Origin of the sequence: Nocardiopsis akebiae, from assembly GCF_018316795.1 — a bacterium.
In the GTDB taxonomy this organism is placed as follows: Bacteria; Actinomycetota; Actinomycetes; order Streptosporangiales; family Streptosporangiaceae; genus Nocardiopsis; species Nocardiopsis dassonvillei.
In genome coordinates this window covers 902,738-921,814 of sequence record NZ_CP074132.1, presented here as the reverse complement: position 1 = coordinate 921,814, position 19,077 = coordinate 902,738, and the positions used below count along the sequence as shown (strand labels likewise).

20 protein-coding genes are annotated in these 19,077 nt (G+C 73.8%); 6 read left to right on the top strand and 14 right to left on the bottom strand.

Features of this window, described 5'->3' with window-relative positions:
* Positions 1 to 7 precede the first annotated feature (7 nt).
* The 4 genes from KGD83_RS03970 to KGD83_RS03955 form a co-directional block, all read right to left on the bottom strand.
* A complete protein-coding gene (locus KGD83_RS03970) occupies positions 8 to 589 on the bottom strand; it encodes a GNAT family N-acetyltransferase (protein ID WP_212642572.1) in 582 nt (193 codons plus the stop codon).
* The gene (locus tag KGD83_RS03965) at positions 586 to 759 is read right to left on the bottom strand and encodes a hypothetical protein (RefSeq protein WP_212642571.1); all 174 of its coding nucleotides are present in this window, start codon (positions 757 to 759) and stop codon (positions 586 to 588) included. The genes KGD83_RS03970 and KGD83_RS03965 overlap by 4 nt, the downstream gene beginning before the upstream one ends.
* 115 nt (positions 760 to 874) lie before the next feature.
* Positions 875 to 1,078, bottom strand: coding sequence for a hypothetical protein (locus KGD83_RS03960; RefSeq protein WP_212642570.1), 204 nt, complete (start codon positions 1,076 to 1,078; stop codon positions 875 to 877).
* 62 nt (positions 1,079 to 1,140) lie between these two features.
* Positions 1,141 to 1,509 carry a DMT family transporter gene (locus KGD83_RS03955; RefSeq protein WP_212642569.1) on the bottom strand — a complete coding sequence of 123 codons (369 nt, stop codon included), beginning with the start codon at positions 1,507 to 1,509 and terminating at the stop codon, positions 1,141 to 1,143.
* Between the two features lie 171 nt (positions 1,510 to 1,680).
* Between KGD83_RS03955 and KGD83_RS03950 the strand changes: the two genes are divergently transcribed.
* The 3 genes from KGD83_RS03950 to KGD83_RS03940 all read left to right on the top strand — a co-directional run bounded on the left by KGD83_RS03950 (position 1,681) and on the right by KGD83_RS03940 (position 3,735).
* Complete coding sequence (locus tag KGD83_RS03950) at positions 1,681 to 2,007, top strand: DMT family transporter (RefSeq protein ID WP_212642568.1); 327 nt, start codon at positions 1,681 to 1,683, stop codon at positions 2,005 to 2,007.
* A gap of 81 nt (positions 2,008 to 2,088) precedes the next feature.
* Positions 2,089 to 2,658 carry a TetR/AcrR family transcriptional regulator gene (locus tag KGD83_RS03945; protein WP_212642567.1) on the top strand — a complete coding sequence of 190 codons (570 nt, stop codon included), beginning with the start codon at positions 2,089 to 2,091 and terminating at the stop codon, positions 2,656 to 2,658.
* Positions 2,659 to 2,868: 210 nt separating this feature from the next.
* Complete coding sequence (locus tag KGD83_RS03940; protein WP_212642566.1) at positions 2,869 to 3,735, top strand: LLM class F420-dependent oxidoreductase; 867 nt, start codon at positions 2,869 to 2,871, stop codon at positions 3,733 to 3,735.
* A gap of 129 nt (positions 3,736 to 3,864) precedes the next feature.
* Here KGD83_RS03940 and KGD83_RS03935 read toward each other — a convergent pair whose 3' ends face one another.
* The 8 genes from KGD83_RS03935 to KGD83_RS03900 all read right to left on the bottom strand — a co-directional run bounded on the left by KGD83_RS03935 (position 3,865) and on the right by KGD83_RS03900 (position 10,310).
* Complete coding sequence (locus KGD83_RS03935; RefSeq protein WP_212642565.1) at positions 3,865 to 4,269, bottom strand: four-helix bundle copper-binding protein; 405 nt, start codon at positions 4,267 to 4,269, stop codon at positions 3,865 to 3,867.
* 149 nt (positions 4,270 to 4,418) lie between these two features.
* Positions 4,419 to 5,072, bottom strand: a complete 654-nt coding sequence (locus KGD83_RS03930; protein ID WP_212642564.1) for a DUF305 domain-containing protein — start codon at positions 5,070 to 5,072, stop codon at positions 4,419 to 4,421.
* 117 nt (positions 5,073 to 5,189) lie between these two features.
* On the bottom strand, positions 5,190 to 5,789 hold the full coding sequence (locus KGD83_RS03925; RefSeq protein ID WP_249352131.1) for a hypothetical protein: 600 nt from the start codon (positions 5,787 to 5,789) through the stop codon (positions 5,190 to 5,192).
* A gap of 220 nt (positions 5,790 to 6,009) precedes the next feature.
* Entirely contained in the window at positions 6,010 to 6,483 is a 474-nt protein-coding gene (locus KGD83_RS03920; RefSeq protein WP_047868041.1) for an SRPBCC family protein, read from the bottom strand.
* 4 nt (positions 6,484 to 6,487) lie between these two features.
* On the bottom strand, positions 6,488 to 6,748 hold the full coding sequence (locus KGD83_RS03915; RefSeq protein ID WP_212642563.1) for an acyl carrier protein: 261 nt from the start codon (positions 6,746 to 6,748) through the stop codon (positions 6,488 to 6,490).
* Between the two features lie 106 nt (positions 6,749 to 6,854).
* Positions 6,855 to 8,066, bottom strand: coding sequence for a beta-ketoacyl synthase N-terminal-like domain-containing protein (locus KGD83_RS03910; protein ID WP_212642562.1), 1,212 nt, complete (start codon positions 8,064 to 8,066; stop codon positions 6,855 to 6,857).
* A complete protein-coding gene (locus KGD83_RS03905) occupies positions 8,063 to 9,331 on the bottom strand; it encodes a beta-ketoacyl-[acyl-carrier-protein] synthase family protein (RefSeq protein ID WP_212642561.1) in 1,269 nt (422 codons plus the stop codon). Before KGD83_RS03905 ends, KGD83_RS03910 begins: the two co-directional genes overlap by 4 nt.
* Positions 9,332 to 9,650: 319 nt before the next feature.
* Positions 9,651 to 10,310, bottom strand: coding sequence for an HNH endonuclease family protein (locus tag KGD83_RS03900; RefSeq protein ID WP_212642560.1), 660 nt, complete (start codon positions 10,308 to 10,310; stop codon positions 9,651 to 9,653).
* A 455-nt stretch (positions 10,311 to 10,765) separates the two neighbouring features.
* On the opposite strand from KGD83_RS03900, the gene KGD83_RS03895 reads away from it, so the two are divergent.
* The 3 genes from KGD83_RS03895 to KGD83_RS03885 are packed head-to-tail and all read left to right on the top strand — an operon-like array spanning position 10,766 to position 13,721.
* Positions 10,766 to 11,917, top strand: a complete 1,152-nt coding sequence (locus KGD83_RS03895) for a FecCD family ABC transporter permease (RefSeq protein ID WP_212644257.1) — start codon at positions 10,766 to 10,768, stop codon at positions 11,915 to 11,917.
* Positions 11,917 to 12,705 (top strand): ABC transporter ATP-binding protein, encoded by a 789-nt coding sequence (locus tag KGD83_RS03890; RefSeq protein ID WP_212642559.1) that lies wholly within the window; start codon positions 11,917 to 11,919, stop codon positions 12,703 to 12,705. Before KGD83_RS03895 ends, KGD83_RS03890 begins: the two co-directional genes overlap by 1 nt.
* On the top strand, positions 12,702 to 13,721 hold the full coding sequence (locus tag KGD83_RS03885) for an ABC transporter substrate-binding protein (protein WP_212642558.1): 1,020 nt from the start codon (positions 12,702 to 12,704) through the stop codon (positions 13,719 to 13,721). The genes KGD83_RS03890 and KGD83_RS03885 overlap by 4 nt, the downstream gene beginning before the upstream one ends.
* 59 nt (positions 13,722 to 13,780) lie before the next feature.
* Here the strand turns inward: KGD83_RS03885 and KGD83_RS03880 are convergent, their stop codons facing one another.
* Both KGD83_RS03880 and betT read right to left on the bottom strand, forming a co-directional pair.
* Positions 13,781 to 15,991 (bottom strand): discoidin domain-containing protein, encoded by a 2,211-nt coding sequence (locus tag KGD83_RS03880; protein WP_212642557.1) that lies wholly within the window; start codon positions 15,989 to 15,991, stop codon positions 13,781 to 13,783.
* 300 nt (positions 15,992 to 16,291) lie between these two features.
* Positions 16,292 to 18,472 carry a choline BCCT transporter BetT gene (betT, locus tag KGD83_RS03875; RefSeq protein WP_212642556.1) on the bottom strand — a complete coding sequence of 727 codons (2,181 nt, stop codon included), beginning with the start codon at positions 18,470 to 18,472 and terminating at the stop codon, positions 16,292 to 16,294.
* Positions 18,473 to 19,077: the final 605 nt, after the last annotated feature.

Genomic DNA, 19,077 nt, shown 5'->3' with positions numbered 1-19,077 from the left:
CCCCGGCTCAGGGGCGTCTGATGAGGTAGAGCGCGAAGGGCTCTCCGCCGTGGCGGATCTCGCGCGCGTAGCCGAACCCGAGCCGTTCCATGACCGCGCGGGAACGGAGGTTGTGCACCTCGGTGAAGGAGACCACCTCGTCCGCGCCGAGGTCGTGGAAGGCGAACTCCAGCCCCGCGCGGCCGATCTCGCTGGCGTAGCCGAGCCCCCAGAAGCACTCGCGGATCGCCCAGCCGACCTCCAGGCACCACAGGGAGTCCACCACGGCGCGGGACAGGCCGCCGCGCCCCACCAGCTCGCCGGTCCACCGGTCGTGCGCGATCCACTTGTGGACGCCGTCGGTCTCCCAGGCGCGTTCCATGTGCAGGGCGCTCTCCCAGGCCTCCCCCCGCGTCCACCTGCCGCCGTACCAGCGGGCGACGCCGGGATCCCGGTGCAGCCGCCACAGCTCGCGGGCGTGCTCGGGGCCGATGGGGTCCAGGCGCAGCCTCCGCGTGAGGCGGACACCGGACGTGCCCCGAGGTCCGGCCGGGTCGGCCGGGGTCCGCGGTGCGTCGCCGCGGCGGTGTCCGCGGTCGGGGCCGGTCACGGGCGCTCCCGCCGGGTGCGGGCGGCGGCGGGGTTGCGGCCGCCGGGCGGGTGGAGGAGGGCCCCGTGCGCACCGCGCGCTTTCCCGGCCGCGCCGCGTGCTTCCCGGTGCACGTCGCGGGTGCCGTCCGCCGCACCGCGCACGTCCCCGTGCGCCCTCTCCGCTGCCACGTGGGAAAGTCTAGGTTCCGACCCTCCCGTACGGCCGTCACCGCCGTGTACTGGGACTTTCCCGTTATCCGCGGGCACTCGGCGCGTGATGTCCCTTCCTCGCGCCGACCGGGAGTCAGTCCCGCTGGAAGAGGCGGGCCGTGTACAGGACCGCGCCGGAGGCCAGCCCGGCCAGGGCCAGCGAGGCCGCGAACGAGGCGGCTTCGAGTACGAAGCCGGAGAACTCGACCGTCTCGGCCAGGAAGCGGCGCGTGGCCTGGCGCGAGAGGACGAACACGGCCACGAAGGCGGTGAAGGAGACGACCGAGGAGACCTTCACCGGAGTGTTCCGGCGCATTGGAGAGGAGGCATGCGGGCCATCCTAGGGTGGGCCGTCCCCGGTCACTCCCCGGGCCCGGGGGACGGCCCCGAGGCGGCCCGCTCCCCCTCCTCACGTCCGCCCATCTGGAGGAGCGCCGTGCCGACGGCCACCAGCAGCAGACCGCCCGCCCTCGGCCAGGTGAGCGCCTCCCCGAGCAGGACGACGCCTAGGGTCGCCACGGCGGCCACGCCCAGCGCCGTCCACAGGCCGTAGGCGACCCCGACGGGCATCCCGTGCCGCAGCGCGAGGGAGAAGAGGTAGTAGGCCGCTACCACGCTGACGACCGCCAGCGCCGTGGGGACGGGGGCGGTGAAGCCGTCCGAGGCGCGGGTCGCGAACGCCCCGAGTACCTCGGTCCCGATGGTCGCGACCAGGAAGAACCAGGCCATGGCGTACCCCTCCGCATCACGGGACCCCTGCGCCCCGAATTTATATGAACGATCGTTCAACTTATACCCCACGGATTAGAGCTGGAGCAATGATGCCTTGACCAGAAATAGTTGAACTATCGTTCGTTTTGTGTGAGGCTCTGCTCCGACGCGAAACATCTGGGAGCAAGCATGCTGATCGCCTACGCCCTCCTCGCCGGGACCGTGGCCCTGGAGGTGGTCGGAGCCCTCGCCACGCGCTACTCCGACGGGTTCACCCGGCTGCTGCCGACGGCGCTGACGGTCGCCTCGGTCCTGGGCGCCTACTACCTGTTCTCGCTGGCGCTCCTCGAAGGGCTCCAACTCGGGGTCGCCTACGCCGTCTGGGCCGCCGCGGGAGTCGTCGCCGTCACGCTGGCCGGCTCCCTCCTCCTCGGCGACCGGCTGACGCGCGCCCAGTCCGCAGGCATCGGTCTCGCGACCCTCGGGGTGGTGTTGTTGCAGTTCGGGGCGGTCTGAGGGCCGTCGCCCGCCCGCGCGCCGGGAGCGCGCGCTGCTAGACTCCAGCGAGCCGAGCAGCACGCGGCCCTGGAGGCGCAGATGACGCGAACGACCGGCGCGCGAGTCGACGGACGCCGCGCCCGGGGCGAACGCAAGCGGGAGGCGATCATCGCCGCGGCCCTGCGCGTCATCGAACGCGACGGGGTCTCCGGGGCAACCCACCGCACGGTCGCCGGGGAGGCCGGGGTGCCCGCGAGTTCGGTGGCCTACTACTTCGCCACCCTGGACGACCTGCTCGTGGCCGCCCTGACCGTGGCCTCGGACTCCTACATCGCACAGCTGCGCCGGGTCATGGACGCCGACGGCGACGACCTCGCGACCCTGGCCCAGCTCATCGCCGAGGCCGCCGGGCCCGACCGCCGCCGCGCCTTGGCCGAACGGGAGCTGACACTGCTCGCCGCACGCCGCCCCGCACTGCGCCCGATGGCCCTGCGCTGGCGGCAGACCCTCACCGAGATCGCCCGGCGCCACACCGACGACCCGGTCGCGGTGGAGGCCTTCCCCTCGGTTTCGGACGGGTTGTGCGCACGCGTGCTGCTGGGAGGGGACACCCCCACCGTGGGCGAGATCGAGGCCGTCCTGCGCCACACCCTGCGCATGCGGCGCTGACCGCCCACCTCGAACACCACGCGCGCCCGGCTCCCCGCTCCCGCCTCGGACACCACACGCGCCCGGGGCCGCCCGCCCGCATCAGGCACCGCGCCTCGGCGCCGACCGGGCACCCCGCTTCCAGGCCGTGTCGCGCCCTGGCACGCACGGGGCACAGGCAGCAGACTGGGCCCCGTCCGGGACCCTCCGGGCACGCGTCGAGGAGGACACATGGAACTCGGTCTGCACGTCGCCGACTTCACCTGGGACGGCGGAACCCCCGCCATCGGCCCCACACTCGCCGACACCGCCCGCGCCGCCGAGGCCGCGGGCGTCTCACGGCTCACGGTGATGGACCACTTCTGGCAGATGGGCGGGGACATCGGCCCGCAGGAGAACGCCATGCTGGAGGCGTACACCGCTCTGGGCTTCCTGGCCGCGCACACCGAGCGGGTCCTCCTGCACACCCTGGTCACGGGGGCCGTGTACCGCGAACCGGGTGTGCTGGCCAAGCAGATCAGCACCCTGGACACGCTGTCCGGCGGGCGCGCCGGGCTGGGCATCGGAGCCGCCTGGTACGCCGACGAGGCGCACGGCCTGGGTATCCCGTTCCCGTCCACGGCGGAGCGGTTCGAGCGCCTGGAGGAGACGGTCCAGATCTGCCTCCAGATGTGGGGCGGGGACGAGGGCCCCTACCGGGGCAGGCACCACACGCTGGAGCGCACCCTCAACTCGCCGCAGAACATCTCCACACCGCACCCGTACCTGATGATCGGCGGCGGCGGGGAGCGCAAGACGCTGCGCATGGTCGCCCAGTACGCGGACGCGTGCAACATCTTCGGCGGCCCGGACGCGGCGCACAAGCTCGACGTGCTCCGGCGGCACTGCGAGGACCTGGGGCGCGACTACGACCGGATCGAGAGGACCACGACCTTCTCCGTCACCCCCGACACCACGCGGGACGCGCTGGTCCGTCAGCTGCTGGAGCTGGCCGAGACCGGGTTCTCGGTCGCCTACGTGTACGGCCAGGGGTTCTCCGACCCCCGCCGCGTGGTCGAGCTGTTCAGCTCCGTCCTGCCGGAGGTCGCGGAGGCCTGAACCGGGCGGTTCCGGCGCCCGTGCCGCGAATCCGCGTGCCACGCGCCGGGCCCCGAAGGCCGCGACGCGCACCCCCGCGGGCGGTCCGGCCCGCCGCCCGGACGGGCCGGACCGCCTTTCAGGCAGAGTTCAGAGCGTGTCGATCAGCTCGCGGCACGCCCGCTCGCACCGTCGGCACGCCTCGGCGCACACCCGGCAGTGGTCGTGCATGGAGGCGTGCCGCTCGCACTCCTCGGCGCACGTCTTGCAGGCCTGCGCGCAGGCCTCCAGGACCGCGCGGGTCAGGTTGGCGTCGTAACCGGTGTGACGCGAGAGCACCCGGCCGGTGGTCTCGCACTGGTCGGCGCAGTCGAGGTCGGTGCGGACGCACTTGACGAGGTCGGCGACCCCGTCCTCGCTCAGACAGGCGTCCGCGCAGGCGGTACAGGCCTGGGCGCACTCGAAGCACGCCTCGATGCAGGCCCGCAGCCTCTCGCGGTCCGCCCCGCCCAGGTCCTTGGGATAGGTCTCCAGCATCCGGCTCGCCACGCTCATGGCGTTCCCCCTCGGCGTCGTGCGGCGCCGGGGGCGGGTGCCCCCGGCCCTGGTCCGCACTCCCTTAACCGGCGGGTGGCGGGACAAACCCGGGGGAGGGCCGGTGGGGGCGCCGGGTGGCCCCGGCGCCCGCCGCGGGTCGGGCCGGGTCAGTGACCGCCGTGGTCCCCCTCGGCGTCCTGCCCGGAACCGTCGTCCCCGGAGCCGCCGCCTCGGCCGAGCATCGACTCCATCTCCTCGATCTCGGCCTCCTGGGCGTCGACGACCTCCCGGGCCAGTTCACCGGCCTCGGGGGCGACGCCGTTCTCCAGCTGGTCCTCGGCCATCTGGACCGCGCCCCGGTGGTGGGCGATCATCAGCTCCAGGAACAGCGTGTCGAAGGCCTCCCCCTCGGCGCGCTCCAGCTCCGCCATCTGCTCCTCGGTCATCATCCCGGACATGCCGTGGTGCTCCCCGTCGCCCTCGGGCTCGACCCCCCAGGCGTCCAGCATCCCCCGGAGCTGTTCGATCTCGGGCCCCTGGGCAGCCTCGATCTCGGCCGCGAGGGCCGCGACCTCCTCCCCCGCCCGGTCCTCGGCGAGCCGGGACATCTCCACGGCCTGCTCGTGGTGGGGGATCATCATCCGGGCGAACATGACGTCTGCGTCGTTGAACTCGGCCGCCGACTGCTCCGCCGTCGGCTGCTCGGCGGACCCGGGCGCGGGGTCGGGGGCCTCCCCGCCGCCGCAGGAGGCGAGGAACAGGGCGGCGGCCAGTGCCGCCGGAGCCGCCGGGAACGCGCGGGTACGGAACTGCGTGGTCATCGTCGGTCCTTCTTCATGGCTTCTTCGCGCATGGCGCGGCGCGCCGCGGCGAGGTGAACAGGGCTCGGGACCGGGTGTCGGGGCGCGTGGGGCCGCCGCACCACCCGGGAAGGGCATCTACACCCTCAGCACCTGCAACTTCGCCAGACACGGGGGTTCGGGCGGCGCGACGCGCACCGCCCGCCGGAGCAGCGAGGACGGCGGCCTCGGCAGCGGTCCCGGCCAGGGGAGGAAGACCGCGGCGGCCAGCCCGACGAGGGCGGCCACCAGGGCGGCCACCGCCAGGCACATCGTCGTCGGGTCGGTGACGGGGGAGGCGGCGTGGGCGTCCGGGTCGGAGTACCCGCCCGCGGCGTCATGCGTGTTCGGGACGGGGTACCCGCCCGCGGCGGCGTCCGCCTCCGGAACAAAAACGGCGTGCGCACCGGCCGCGGACACAGCGTGGGCCGCAGGGGCGGCCTGCGCCTCCGGAACGGGGTCGGCGTGCGCGACGACCGAGGCGGTGGAGACGGGAGAGGTGTGCTCCGTGTGCGTGGACGCGTGCCCCAGGGTGTGCATTCCCGCCACACCGAGCAGCACGGACACCAGGAGCAGCATCCGCACCCAGGCTGGGCCGGGATGCGCGGAGCGCCCGCGCGCGGCCCTGCCCACGGCTCCCACCGTGGGTGCCGCGCCACGCGGAAGGAGCGACGGGACACGGGCGTAGGTGATCGTCACCAGCGCCTCCTCCCCTCGCCCTCCGCCGCGCACGGCGGGTTCCGTCCGGTGCCCGGAATCCCGTCCGGACCGTCTCCACCAGGGTAGGACCGCCCTTCAAAGGCCCCCGACCGCCCCCGGCCTACCTCCTACCCCTATCGGGTAAAGGCGACCGCGGCCGCCCCCGCGCGGAGCACGGGGACGGCCGCGGTCCCGGCGGGCACCGGTCAGCGGGCGCCGCTCAGGTGGTGGCCTCCTCCATCCGCGCCCGCGCCGCCGCCTCGACGTTCTTCTTGATGTGCTCCATCTCGGTCGGGACGTTCTGGTTGTACTTGACGGTCATCTGCTCGTCGTCGAAGGGCGCGTCGGGCCTCATGGCGAACTGGTAGCTCCAGGTCAGACGCACCCCCTCCGGCACCTGCTCGTAGTTCCAGTGGATCCGCACGTACTCGAAGCCCTCGGTCTGGACGCGGTGGGACCACGCCTCCCCCGCCTCGCGGTCCACGGTGCGCTCGGACACCCAGCTCCACACGCGCCCCTGCTTGTCGGGGTTCTTGGTGACGCGGAAGCGCGTGGTGTCGCCGTCCTGCTCCAGGACCTCCACCGAGGAGTGCCAGGTGAAGATCTGGGGCCAGGAGGCGACGTCGTTGGTCAGGTCCCAGACGAAGTCGTAGGGCGCGTCGATGACGACGCTGTGCTCGATGCTTCCGGGCACGGGATCACATTCCTTTCGCGGGGGCGGCGACGCCCCCGTTGACGAGGGCGGCCAGCGAGTCCGGGGAGGGCGCCGCCTCGGCGTCCGCCCCGAGCTTGCGGCCGACACGGCGCTCGATCTCGGCGACGATGCCCATGACGCCCAGGGAGTCGATCCCCAGTTCGTCGAAGGTGCTCGTGGAGGCGGTGGCGGCGTCGGTCCGGACACCGGCGCAGGCGGACATGAGTTCCACCAGCTCCTCCATCTCGATGTGTCTGTCGGACATGGGTCTCCTCAGGGATCTCGTATGTCGGTTCGGGTCCCGGCGCGCGTGCCGCGTCACATGTCGGTCCGCGTGCCGGGTGCGGGTCTGTTCGTCGGCCCGGATCGGGTCAGGCCGGATCGGGGCGGGTCAGGACGACGGCGGAATTGCCGCCGCCCAGGCCGCGCGACAGGACCAGTGCGGTGCGCAGGCGCGCGGCGCGCGGCACCCGCACGACCAGGTCCAGGCCGCTGGGCGCGTCGGGGACGTTGGGCGTTGGCGGCACGACCTGGTGTTCCAGGCTCAGGACCGCGGCGGCCACGTCCAGTGCGCCCGCCCCGGCGTAGGCGCGTCCGAAGCCGGTCTTGGGCGCGGTGACGGCCACCCCGCCGGGGAACAGCTCGCGCAGCACGGCGGCCTCGTCGGCGTCGGCCTTGGGCGTGCCCACCGCGTCGGCGAAGACCACGTCCACGTCCTCGGGGGCGACGGCGGCCCGGCGCATCGCCTCCCGCGCCGCGTGCAGGAGTCCGGCTCCGCCCGGGTCGAACGATCCGACCCCGCCGAAGGTGCTCGCGTGCCCCGCGACCTCGGCCCGGATCCTGGCGCCGCGCGCCCGCGCGGCGGCCCCGTCCTCCACCACGGCGACGGCCGCGCCCTCGGCCGGGACGTGTCCGGCCGCCCCCTCGGTGAAGGGGAGGTAGGCCGTGCGGGGGTCGTCTCCTCGGCTGAGGACCTCGGCCCCGGCGTGGCAGGCCAGCGCGAACGGGGAGCCGATCGGGGCCTCGCTGCCGCCCACCAGCATCGCGGAGGTCCCGCGCCGCAGGGCCCGTTCGCTCTGGCCCAGGGCGTCGAGCATGCCCGGCTCGTCGGTGACCAGCACCCCGCACATGCCCTTGAGGCCGTTGCTGATGGAGATCTGTCCGGTGCTCGCCGCGTAGAACCAGGCGATGGACTGGTAGGGGCCGACGTGGTCGGGCCCCTTGCTCCACAGGGCCTCGATCTCGCGCTGGCCGAACTCGACGCCGCCCGTGCAGCTGCAGATCAGCACGCCGACCGCGTAGGGGTCGGCGGCGGGGTCCAGCCCCGAGTCGCGCAGGGCCTCGCCGGCCGCGACCATCGCGAACCAGCTGAAGGCGTCGGTCTGGACGACGTAGCGGCCGTCGAGGTGGTCGTAAGGGTCGAAGCCGGGGATCTTCCCGCCCACGCGCACGTGGAAGCCGTCGGTGTCGAAGTCGGGGATCGGCGCGAGGAGCGAGCGGCCCTCCCGGACCGCCTGCCAGTACTCCGGCACGCCCACCCCGGCGGGCGAGACCGTGCCGAGTCCGGTGATGACCGTGCTCATACGCGCACCTCGCTGCCCCGGTCCAGGACGACCGCGGACTGGAAACCGCCGAAGCCGCTGCCCACGGAGAGCACGACGTCGGTGCGCCGCTCGCGGGCGGTCACCGGAACGTAGTCCAGGTCGCACTCGGGGTCGGGCGTGCTCAGGTTGGCCGTCGGCGGCACGACGCCGGTGTCCATGGCCAGCACGCAGGCGGCCAGTTCGATGGAGCCGATCGCGCCCAGCGAGTGCCCCACCATCGACTTGATGGAGGACATGGTCACCCGCCGCGCGTGCTCGCCCAGGGAGCGCTTGACGGCGTCGGTCTCGTGTCGGTCGTTCTGCACGGTGCCCGATCCGTGGGCGTTGACGTAGTCCACGTCGGTGACGGGAAGCCGCGCCTGGTCCAGGGCGGTGGTGATGGCCCTCGCCATCTCCTGCCCCTCGCGGCGCAGGCCGGTCATGTGGAAGGCGTTGCCGTGGTTGGCGAAGCCCGCCACACGGCAGCGGATCCGCGCGCCCCGGCGGCGGGCGATGGAGGCCTCCTCCAGGATGAGGACGGCCGCGCCCTCGCCCATGACGAAGCCGTTGCGCTCGCGGTCGAAGGGCCGGGAGGCCCGGCCGGGGTCGTCGTTGCTGTCCGAGGTCGCCCTGATGGCGTCGAAGCAGGCCATGGCGATGGGAGAGATCGGCGACTCGGCCGCTCCCGCGACGACCACGTCGGCGAGGTCGTCCTCGATGGCCTGGGCGGCGTAGCCGACGGCGTCCAGGCCGGACGTGCAGCCGGTGGAGACCGTGCGCACCGGTCCGCGCGCGCCGACCAGTTCGGCGATCTCGCCGGACAGGGCGCTGGGCGTCACCGCCCGGTACAGGTGGGGTGAGGCGGCCTCGGGGTCGACGACCCAGTCGGCGCCGCCCCGGCTCATCTCGACGTAGTCCCTCTCCAGGCGGGTGGTGCCGCCGACCGCCGTCCCCATGCTCACGCCCACGCGCCAGGGCGAGACCTCGGACAGGGGCGGGGCGCTGTCGGCCAGCGCCTCGGCGGTGGCGACGGCGGCGAACTGCACGTACCTGTCCATGCGTTCGGCCTGGTGCTCGTCCAGTCCGTGCGCGGCGGGGTCGAAGTCGACCTCGGCGGCGATCCTGGAGCGGAAGTCGGACGCGTCGAACAGGGTGACGTGGCGGGTGGCCGTGCGTCCCGCGGTGAGCATCTCCCAGAACGCGGCCGCGCCGATCGCTCCGGGTGCCACCACGCCGATGCCGGTGACGACTGCCTCGCGTCTCACTGAGCCTCCCCGGGAAGGTCGCGGGCCCGGCTCGGGTCCGGGGCGGGGGCCGCTCGCGCGCCCACTGCGGGGTTGTGACAGGGCAGGGTCATGCGGTGTTTCCTCCACATGGTCTGAGGGATGTAGAGAACGCGGCTTTCCTTTTCACGTTCGGTAGCGTGTGTATCACGCTGGGCCAACACCCCCGGCGATGAACGCGCTCCCAGGCGCCACCTGGCCAGCCAGGTTCCGTCTCCCGGGCCCGCCCCGGCCCGGGCGCACTCCGCCGGGTCCCGCGGGGGACGCCCCCGCTCGCGCGGGCCGACCCGCCCCGGGCGGTTCAGGCCGCCTCGGTCTCGACCACGGCGTCGGGGCACTCCGCGGCGAGGGCGACGAGCGCCTCGTGCTCGGCCGGGTCCACCGTCAGGGCCCAGCGGACCTTGACCGTGGTCCACTCGGTGGCGTAGCGGCAGTGCGCCTCCGCCGAGGCGGGCAGCCACTGCGCCGGGTCCTTGTCGGCCTTGGAACGGTTCTGCGCCGCGGTGACCGCCACCAGCGCGACCGGTTCGCCCATGTCGTTGGCGTAGTCGCGGCGGCGGTCGGTGGTCCACTCCGAGGCGCCCGAGTCCCAGGCCTCGGCCAGGGGCACCATGTGGTCGATGTCCAGGGCGCGGGCCTCGGTGTGCGCGCGCCCGTCGTAGTAGGACTCCCACTGCCCGCCGCTCAGGCGGCAGCGCTCACCGACCTCGGGCATGACGACGGCCTCCTCGATCAGCACCTCGGCGCGGGTGTTGCAGCCGTCTCGGTCGGCGTCGGACCAGTGCGGGAACAGGGAGCGGTCGTACCCCTGCCGGTTCTCGTCGGTGACGTGCAGACCGGCGACGGCGACGGCGAGCGGGACCGCCTCGGCGGCGTGCGCGGCGGCGGGCGCCAGTGCGGTGGCGGGCGCCAGCACGGCGGCGGACAGGACGGCGGCGGTGATGCCCACTGTGGCGCGCACGCGAGCCCCCTTCGGATTCGACTACGTATCGCATCTGATCGTTTCCGGAGAGTGAGAACGCATAACCCCCGGGCGGCCCGTCCCGCCGCGGACCGCGGAGCGCACCGGGGCGTTACGGGAGAGTCCGGCACATCGGCGCACCGGAATCGGTTCTGCCGTCCACGGCCTTCTGGTCAGGCACTATCGGCCGAACCCGAGCCGGGGCCCGCCACCGCGCGCCCCCGCCCGCCACCGCGCGCCCCCGCCCGCGACCGGCGGCGGGACGGCCCGGCCCGCCGGAGAGGACCGCCGCCCCGCAGGAGGCGACCACCGCGCACGCCCGGGCCGGTTCCGGACAAAGGGGCCGCGTTGCGCACACATCCGCCTCCGGCCGTTCCGACGGAACCGACTTTGCCCTAATATGAAAACCATTATCGTTTTTGCTGACCCAGCGGGAGGAGAAACAGGTGCGGCACGTGTCCCTCCCGCCCGGCGGTACGCGCCCGGCGCCCGACGGCGCGGCAACCGGCGGCACGGCCTCCGAGAGCGCGGCGCCGGGGGGGACCGGCCCGGCCGGGGTCAGATGGCTGGCCACTCGGGCGGGCACGGCCACCGCCGCGGTCGTCCTCGGCGTCTTCCTCGCGGTCTCCGCGGTGCTGGCCATCGGCCTGGGATCGGCGGTGGTCCCGCCGACCGAGACGGTGCGCTACCTGTGGGCGGCCCTGAGCGGGGGCGTGATCCAGGCCGACGAGGTGGTCCGCTACCAGATCATCTGGCAGATCCGCACCCCCCGGGTCCTGCTCGCCGCCGTCGTCGGCGCCGGTCTGGGGGTCGTGGGCGTGGCCGTCCAGGCCATGGTCCGCAACGCCCTCGCCGACCCCTACATCCTGGGCGTCTCCTCCGGCGCCTCCGTCGGCGCGGTGCTGGTCAGCGTGCTGGGCGCGCTGGGCGCGCTCGGCATCCACGCGGTCTCCGCCGGGGCCTTCCTGGGCGCGCTGGGCGCGACGCTGCTCGTCCACCTCGTCGCCCGCTCCCCCACGGGGGTCACCCCCCTGCGCCTGGTGCTCACCGGGGTGGCGCTCTCCTTCGGCTTCCAGGCCGTGATGAGCGTGATCGTCTACCTGGCGCCGAGCAGCGAGGCCACCGCCACCGTGCTCTTCTGGACCATGGGGAGCTTCGGCGCGGCCACCTGGAGCTCCCTGCCCGTGGTGGCCGTCGTGGTGGTGCTGGGAATCCTCGTGCTGCGCGGCCTCGCGCGCCCGCTCGACGTGCTGGCCCTGGGCGACGAGACCTCGGCGAGCCTGGGCGTGGACGCGGCACGGCAGCGCAAGGTCCTGTTCGCGGTGACCGCGGTCATGACCGGGGCCATGGTCGCCGTCAGCGGCGCGATCGGCTTCGTCGGCCTGGTCATCCCGCACATCGTGCGGATCGCGGTGGGCGCCGACCACCGGCGCGTGCTCACCGTCGCCCCGCTGCTGGGCGCGGTCCTCATGGTCTGGGTGGACCTGTTCTCCCGCGTGGTGGCGGCCCCGCGCGAACTCCCCCTGGGCGTCATCACCGCCCTGATCGGCGTACCGGTCTTCCTCGGCCTCATGCGCCGCCGCGGCTACCTGTTCGGAGGACGATGATGGACCTGCGCCTGGACGGGCTGTCCGTCGAACTCGGCGGCGCCAAGATCGTGCAGGACCTCTCCCTGGACGTGCCCGAAGGTCAGGTCGTGGGGCTGGTGGGCCCCAACGGCTCGGGCAAGTCCACCGCCCTGCGCTGCGTCTACCGGGCGCTGCGCCCCAGCGGCGGAACGGTGTGGGTCGGGGACGAGGACCTGTCCGCACTGAGCCTGCGCCAGAACGCGCAGCGCGTGGCCGCCCTGACCCAGGAGAGCGGCACCGACCTCGACTTCACCGTGGAGGAGGTCGTCGCCCTGGGGCGGGCCCCGCACCTGCGCGGCAACCAGCCGCTGGACGCGCGCGAGCGCGAGCTGTGCCGCCGGGCCATGGAGCGCCTGGAGGTGGACCACCTGGCCCACCGGGGCGTCATGGAGCTGTCCGGGGGCGAGCGCCAGCGGGTGCTGGTGGCCCGCGCCCTGGTCCAGGAGCCCAGCGTGCTGGTCCTGGACGAGCCCACCAACCACCTGGACATCCGCCACCAGATCGCGCTGCTGTCCCTGCTGCGGGACTCGGGGCTGACCGTCCTGGTGGTCCTGCACGACCTCAACCTGGCCGCGGCGGCCTGCGACCGGATCGGCGTGCTCCAGGAGGGCCGTCTGGTGGCCGCGGGCGCTCCCGGCCGGGTCCTGACCCCCGCCCTGCTCCTGGAGGTCTTCGGTATCGAGGCCTCCGTCGTCCCCCATCCCCTGACCGGGGACCCCCAGCTGCTGTACCGGCTGCTCCCCGCCGTCGAGAAAGGCCTCCAGTGACACACCGGACACCCCCCGGGACCCGCGCGTCCCACCGCTCGCTGCTCCCCCTGACCGCCGTGGCCGTCCTGGTCGCCGGGTGCGGAGCCCGGGTCGAGGAAGGGCAGGAGGCCTCGGCCGCGGGCACGGTCACCGTGCGGCGCTGCGGCGAGGAGGTGGAGTACACCACCCCGCAGCGGGCCGTGGCCTACGAGGCCGGGAGCGCGGACAAGCTGTTCGCCCTCGGTCTCACCGACCACGTGCACGGGTACGTGATGCCCCCCGCCAACCCGCCGGTGGAGGAGTCGCCCTGGGCCGAGGAGTACGCACAGGTGGAGTTCCTCAGCGACGACCTGCTCAACCGGGAGCTCGTCGTGGACGCCGGGGCCGACCTCGTCGTCGCCGGGTGGAACTCCGGGTTCAGCGAGGAGCGGGGCATCACCCCCGAGATCCTGGACGGGCTCGGCGTCCAGAGCTTCATGCACACCGAGTCCTGCTTCAACTACCCGGGACACCCCGAGGAGGCCGCCCCCTTCGAGGGCCTGTACACCGACCTGGAGCGGCTGGGGAAGATCTTCGGGGTCGAGGACCGCGCCGAGGAGCTCGTCACCGACTACCGGGCGCGGGTGACCGCCGTGGAGGAGCAGGCCCCCGCCGGCGACCCGGTCCCCGTGTTCCTCTACGACTCGGGCACCGACCAGCCCTTCACCGCGGGCAGCCAGGTCCCGCCCGACGACATCATCAGCCACGCGGGCGGGGAGAACATCTTCGCCGGCCTCGACGAGCGCTGGACCCAGGTCGGCTGGGAGGCGGTGGTGGAGGCCGAGCCGGAGGTCGTCATCATCCTCGACTACGGCGACCAGCCCGCGCAGGAGAAGATCGACTTCCTCAGCTCCTTCCCCGCGATGTCAGAGGTCCCGGCGGTGGTCGAGGAGAACTTCTTCGTCCTGGACTACAACGAGGGCATCTCCGGTCCGCGCAACATCGACGGCCTGGAGAAGTTCGCCGAGTACCTGCGCGAGCTGGAACAGGGCTGATGCGTGCCCGCCCGCGCCGCTCCCCCTGTCCCGGAACGGCGCGGGCGGGCACGGTTCGGTCAGCGCGCGTCGAGGCGGGCCCGGGCCCGGCCGGAGTCCCCGGGCGCGGCGGGTCCGTCCGCGCTCTCGATCCGGCGCGCCGCATCACCGGCGGCGGCCGGGAGGCCGCGCGGGGTGAACGCCGCCTCCCGGGCGCGGGCGGGGGTGACCACCCCGCGGAGCGCGGGGTCGGTGAGCAGGACCACCGGGGCGATCCGGTTCGGCTCCAGCGGGTACCACCCGGGCAGGGCCCCCTCGATGGCGGCCCAGGCCTCGTCGGCGGCGCCTCTGGCGGCCAGCTCGCGGGCCATGTCGAGGGCGCGCTCGAAGGCGGGCGGCTCCGGCAGCCGGCGGGAGGCCAGCCACTCCCGCCGTTCGGCCTCGCCGGAGGGGACGGTGAGGCCGGGTACGGCCCCGGCCAGGGCGCGTTCGGCGTAGGCCGCGCCGCCGGGGGTGTCCAGACCGGCGCTGTGCAGGTAGAGCGGCACCGCCTCGGCCTCGATGCGCCCGGTGCCGACCTCGGCGACCACGTGGGGGCGGTGCAGCAGGCCGCGCAGCCTGTGGTGCGTCCCCCGCGCGTCGAGGAAGGCCGCGAGGACGACTTCGAGGTAGGCGGCGGCGCCCGACCCCTTCTCCTTGGCCCTGCGCAGGGCGCTGAGCGCCTCCTCCACCCGGCCCTCCAGCGCGGCGCGGCGGCCCCGGGCCAGGAGTTCGAGCGCTCCCTCCGGGCGCACCGGGCGCCCCTGCGCACCGAGCAGTTCCTCGAACGAGGCGCGTTCGGCGGCCACGAGGTCGGCGAAGGAGCGGTGGCGCTCGCCCGGGCCGGGGTGCCAGCTCGCCCAGGCGTAGGCGGCCCACTCGCCGTCGGGGGAGGCGTCGCCCGCGTCCAGCACCCAGTCCTGGGCGCCTCCCGGGGCCGAGACCAGCAGCAGCGGTCCGGTGGGCCCGCCCTCCCCCGTCGCGGGGGCGGCGTCCACACCGCACCCGTCCTCCAGGTCGGCCGCCCAGCCGACGGTGGCGGTGGAGCGCAGGCCGTGGACGAACGTGCTCGCGGGCCCCCAGCCGTCGGAGGCCTCCAGGAAGGCGCGGTAGCCGGGCGGGAGCCTCCTGCCGAGCCGCTCCTCCAGCTCCGCGATCCGCTCCTCGGGGGCGCCGTCGCGGCCCAGCCAGGAGGCGGCGCGCTGCTCCGCGGTGGTCCCGGGGAGTTCGTCCCCGGTCAGGACCCGCAGCACGTCCGCGCTGTACCCGGTCAGGTAGTCCCGCCACTGCTCGGCGGTGGCCGGGACGCGGGCCGACAGGTCGCGCACGGTCCCCCCGTACGGGGAGGGCGCGCCGCCCGCCGTGTAGCGGTGTCCGTCGAACGCCTCGTAGGTGCGGCCCTCGGAGAAGAAGCGCACCCGGTTGAGCTGGATCTCGGAGCCGCCGCAGTTGCCGGTGATCTCCAGCCGCAGGTGCCGGTAGGGGGTGTCCGCCGCCGGGTCGGTGACGTGGAAGTCGCGGGCGTGGTGGCGGCCGGGGAAGAACTCGTCGGAGCGGGTGTCGAGCACGACCCAGGTCCGGCCGTCCGCCGAGCCCTTGAGCGTCCAGTTCCGGGGGTCGCGGTCGGCGAAGTCGTTGGCCGAGACCAGGGCGTAGTGCCGGACGCTGACGGGCTCGGCCATGGTGAACTCCAGCCAGTCGGCGTCGCGCCAGCTCAGCCACTTGGAGGAGGTGTCGTCGAGGAGGTTGGCGGCGACCTCGCCCGCCCGCGTGTGCTCGTTGCCCGCCCGCACCTCGCGCACCCCGCCGGTGGCCTCCTGCCCGCTCCCGGCCTCCGCCAGGTCGATGGTGCGCAGGGCGACCGCACCGCCGCCGCCCTCGCGGTCGGCCCAGGTGATCCGCGCGGCCGGGGAGCCGCCGTCCTCGATGAGCAGCCGCAGTTCCTCCTCCCCGTCCGCGCCCTCGACGGCGAACCTGTGGACGGGGCGGTCGGTGAGCCGTTCCACCAGCCGTCCCCGCCAGGCGTGGGACGCGCCGTCCGCGGTGGTCCGCGTGCCGGTGAACGTGGTCATGCCGGGGTCGAACCCGGCCACCGCCTCCGCTCCGTCGAGGTCGCGCCAGCCGAGCTGGGCCAGCGGCACGGCTGCGCCTGGTTCGAAACCGACCACCAGCCGGTGGTCGGACGACCACTCCCCCGTCTCGGCCCGCTGCCGCTCGGTGCGGAAGACCCGGACGGTCGGGTGCTCGTGCATGGAAAGCTCCTGCGGTGAGGGGGTTCGGGGAGGGCGGCCGGGGGCGCCGCCCGCGGATCCGCGAAGAGGCTACGCGTGCGGCCCGACATTTCGGATGTCACTCGGACGCCTCCCGGACACCGCCTCCAGCCGTGCGGCCCTCCCCGTCCGCCGCGGTCCCGCGCCCATGGCGGGGTCCGACCGCCCGGACCCGCTACGAGCACAGGATCGCCGCAGGTCGAAACCCTCGCGTCACACCGGCCGTGCCACACCGGCGGCGCTTCCGGCCGGGCCGGATCCGGCACCTACTGGCGAACGCCCTCAGCGCTCCTCGGTGTCCTGGACCTCGGCGGTGCCCGGCCCGTGGTCGGGGAGCGCGGAGCCCGAGGTCGCCTCCCGGTGCAGCCGCAGGAACTCCAGGTGCCGCTCGTACTCGTCGAGGATGTTGCCGATGAGCTGCTCCTTGGTGTAGCCCATCACGTCGTAGCCCTGGCTGCCCTCGGTGAGGTAGACCTCGAAGCGCACGTAGGTGTCGTGCTCGGCGAGCGAGCGCATGGCGAACGCGGGGGTGGGCACCTCCATCGGCCACACCCGGTAGCTGAACTCCTCCTCCTCGCCCATCGGCGCCCGCAGCTCCAGGTAGGCGATGCCGACGGCCTCGTCCACCCCCTCGGTCACCGACGCCTCCGCGCCCTGTTCACGCAGCTCCTCGGCGACCTCCCGGAACGCCGGGCGGCACACGTCGCGGACGAACCGCTCGGCCGCCCGCCTGCCGGGGAAGCCCACCGCCCGCCTGACCCGCTGGCGCCAGTTACGTTCTGGCCCCCGCCGGTCGGCCGCGGTCCGGTCCGACAGCGACGAGGACAGGGTGGTCCGGAAGGCGTCCTTGCGGAACTTCTCGACCCGCAGCGCCTTGAACAGGCCCCACATGATCACGAACATCACGAACGAGAACGGCAGGCCCATGATGATGGTCGCGCTGGTCAGCGTGTCCACCCCGCCGACCAGGAGCATGGCGAGGGTGAGCAGGCCGGTCGCCGCCGACCAGAAGACGCGCAGCCACGGGGCGGCGTCGGTGAGCGGCGTCGGCAGGTGGGAGCTGAGGTTGCCCATCACCAGCGCGCCGGAGTCGGCGGAGGTGACGTAGAAGAGCAGTCCGACCACCGTGGCCAGCCCGGCGCTGAACAGGACGCCCGGGTACTGCGCGAGCAGCGTGTAGAAGCCCTGTTCGGGCTGGTTCATGGCGGCCTCGCCGAACGCGGCGCCGCCCTCGCGCACCACGCTCAGCGCGCTGTTGCCGAAGAAGGACAGGAAGGTCAGCGTGAACAGGAGCGGGACCACCAGCGTCGCCGCCACGAACTGCCGGATGGTGCGGCCGCGCGAGATCCGGGCCAGGAACATCCCCACGAACGGGGCCCAGGCGATCCACCAGGCCCAGAAGAACAGCGTCCAGGCGTTGAGCCAGTCGGTCGGCGGGTCGTAGGCGAAGGTGTTCAGCGTCATGGAGGGGAAGCGGCTGAGGTAGTCGCCGATGTTGAGGACCAGGGCGTTGAGCAGGTAGAGGGGGTCCTCGAAGACCAGCACGTACAGCATCAGGACGACGGCGAGCACGACGTTGATCTCGGACAGCCGCCGGATGCCCCGGTCCACGCCCGCCACCGCCGACATCGTGGCCACGAGCACGGCGACGATGATCAGGCCCAGCTGGGCCGCGACGCCCTCGGGGACGCCGAAGAGGAAGTTGAGCCCGTAGTTGAGCTGCACGACGCCGATGCCGAGCGACACGGAGATGCCGAAGATCGTGCCGATGACGGCCGCCAGGTCGACCGCGTCGCCGACCGGGCCGTGGATGCGCCTGCCGATCAGCGGGTACAGGGCCGAGCGGATGGCCAGGGGCAGGTGGTAGCGGAAGGAGAAGTAGCCCAGGGCCATGCCCATCAGCGCGTACATCGCCCAGCCGGTCACGCCGTAGTGGAAGAGCGTCCACACCACGGCCTGGCGGGCCGCCTCGATGGTCTGCGCGTCGCCCTCGGGCGGCGCCAGGTAGTGGCTGACCGGCCCGGAGACGGAGAAGAAGAGCAGGTCGATGCCGATGCCCGCCGCGAACAGCATGGCCGCCCACGCGAACACCCCGTAGTCCGGCTTGGAGTGCTGGGGGCCGAGCTTGACCCCGCCGTAGCGGGAGAGGGCGATGACCACCACGAACCCGAGGTAGAGGGTGGTGGCGAGGAAGTAGTACCAGCCGAACACCTCGGAGATCCACGTCACGACGGCGCCGATGGTGTTCCCGGCGTGCGCGGGCGCGGCGATCGCCCAGATCGAGAGCGCGACGATCAGCACGGACGAGCCGTAGAACACGACCGGTTTGAGGCGGCTCGGGCCGTGCTCCGCCTCCTCGGGGGTCTCCGGTCCGGTTTCCGGTTCCGGCTCGGTTCCCGGTTCCGGTCCGGTGCCCGGTTCCGGTTCGCGGTCCGGACGGTGCTGCCCTCCGTCGGTGGCCACCGTTTCACCTCTCGCTCGTGCGGTACCGGAAGCGGCTCCCGGGGGACGGCGCCGACGGGAGACGGATCACCGGGTTACCGGCTTCGGATGATCCACCGCGCCATCTTCACGGATCGCCCGCCTGGGGTCGGGAACCCCATGAACGGCGGCGTGGCGCTGCGGTGTGCCCGGGCGCCGCTGCGTGCGGACGGCCGACCGGGGGCGCCAGTGGCGGCCGGGGCGCAGGCCGGGGGCGGTGGGCGGGCCCGGGACCCGGGCCGAACGCGGTTCCGAAAACCGTGGGTGGACTCGGTTCCGGGAAGGGAAAAGGAAGAAGAGGGAAGGAAACAGTGGCCTCCAGGTGAGGTCTAATGCCGCCTCCCGCCGCGCCGGGATTGGTCCACCTACGGCCGGAGCGGACCACACGCGCGGCGGGGCCGGGTCCTTCCAGCTCCCGTCCGCACGTGTCCGGTGACCCCTCCCGTACCGCCCGGCGAACGGCCCCGACCGGTCCTGCGGCCGGTCCGGTCGGCCCGCGTGCCCCGCCCCGGCCCGGGGACACGACTCCTCGCCACGGCCCGCTTACCGGCCTCCCCGAGCGGGAAACCCCTGTTCCAGAGGGACTC

Excerpts from the sequence above, each read along its gene's own strand:
- KGD83_RS03890 (WP_212642559.1), top strand. The coding sequence starts at position 11,917 with ATGGACCTGCGCCTGGACGGGCTGTCCGTCGAACTCGGCGGCGCCAAG.
- KGD83_RS03935 (WP_212642565.1), bottom strand. The coding sequence starts at position 4,269 with ATGAGCGTGGCGAGCCGGATGCTGGAGACCTATCCCAAGGACCTGGGC.
- KGD83_RS03950 (WP_212642568.1), top strand. The coding sequence starts at position 1,681 with ATGCTGATCGCCTACGCCCTCCTCGCCGGGACCGTGGCCCTGGAGGTG.
- KGD83_RS03930 (WP_212642564.1), bottom strand. The coding sequence starts at position 5,072 with ATGACCACGCAGTTCCGTACCCGCGCGTTCCCGGCGGCTCCGGCGGCA.
- KGD83_RS03945 (WP_212642567.1), top strand. The coding sequence starts at position 2,089 with ATGACGCGAACGACCGGCGCGCGAGTCGACGGACGCCGCGCCCGGGGC.
- KGD83_RS03940 (WP_212642566.1), top strand. The coding sequence starts at position 2,869 with ATGGAACTCGGTCTGCACGTCGCCGACTTCACCTGGGACGGCGGAACC.
- KGD83_RS03880 (WP_212642557.1), bottom strand. The coding sequence starts at position 15,991 with ATGCACGAGCACCCGACCGTCCGGGTCTTCCGCACCGAGCGGCAGCGG.
- KGD83_RS03910 (WP_212642562.1), bottom strand. The coding sequence starts at position 8,066 with ATGAGCACGGTCATCACCGGACTCGGCACGGTCTCGCCCGCCGGGGTG.
- KGD83_RS03915 (WP_212642563.1), bottom strand. The coding sequence starts at position 6,748 with ATGTCCGACAGACACATCGAGATGGAGGAGCTGGTGGAACTCATGTCC.
- KGD83_RS03955 (WP_212642569.1), bottom strand. The coding sequence starts at position 1,509 with ATGGCCTGGTTCTTCCTGGTCGCGACCATCGGGACCGAGGTACTCGGG.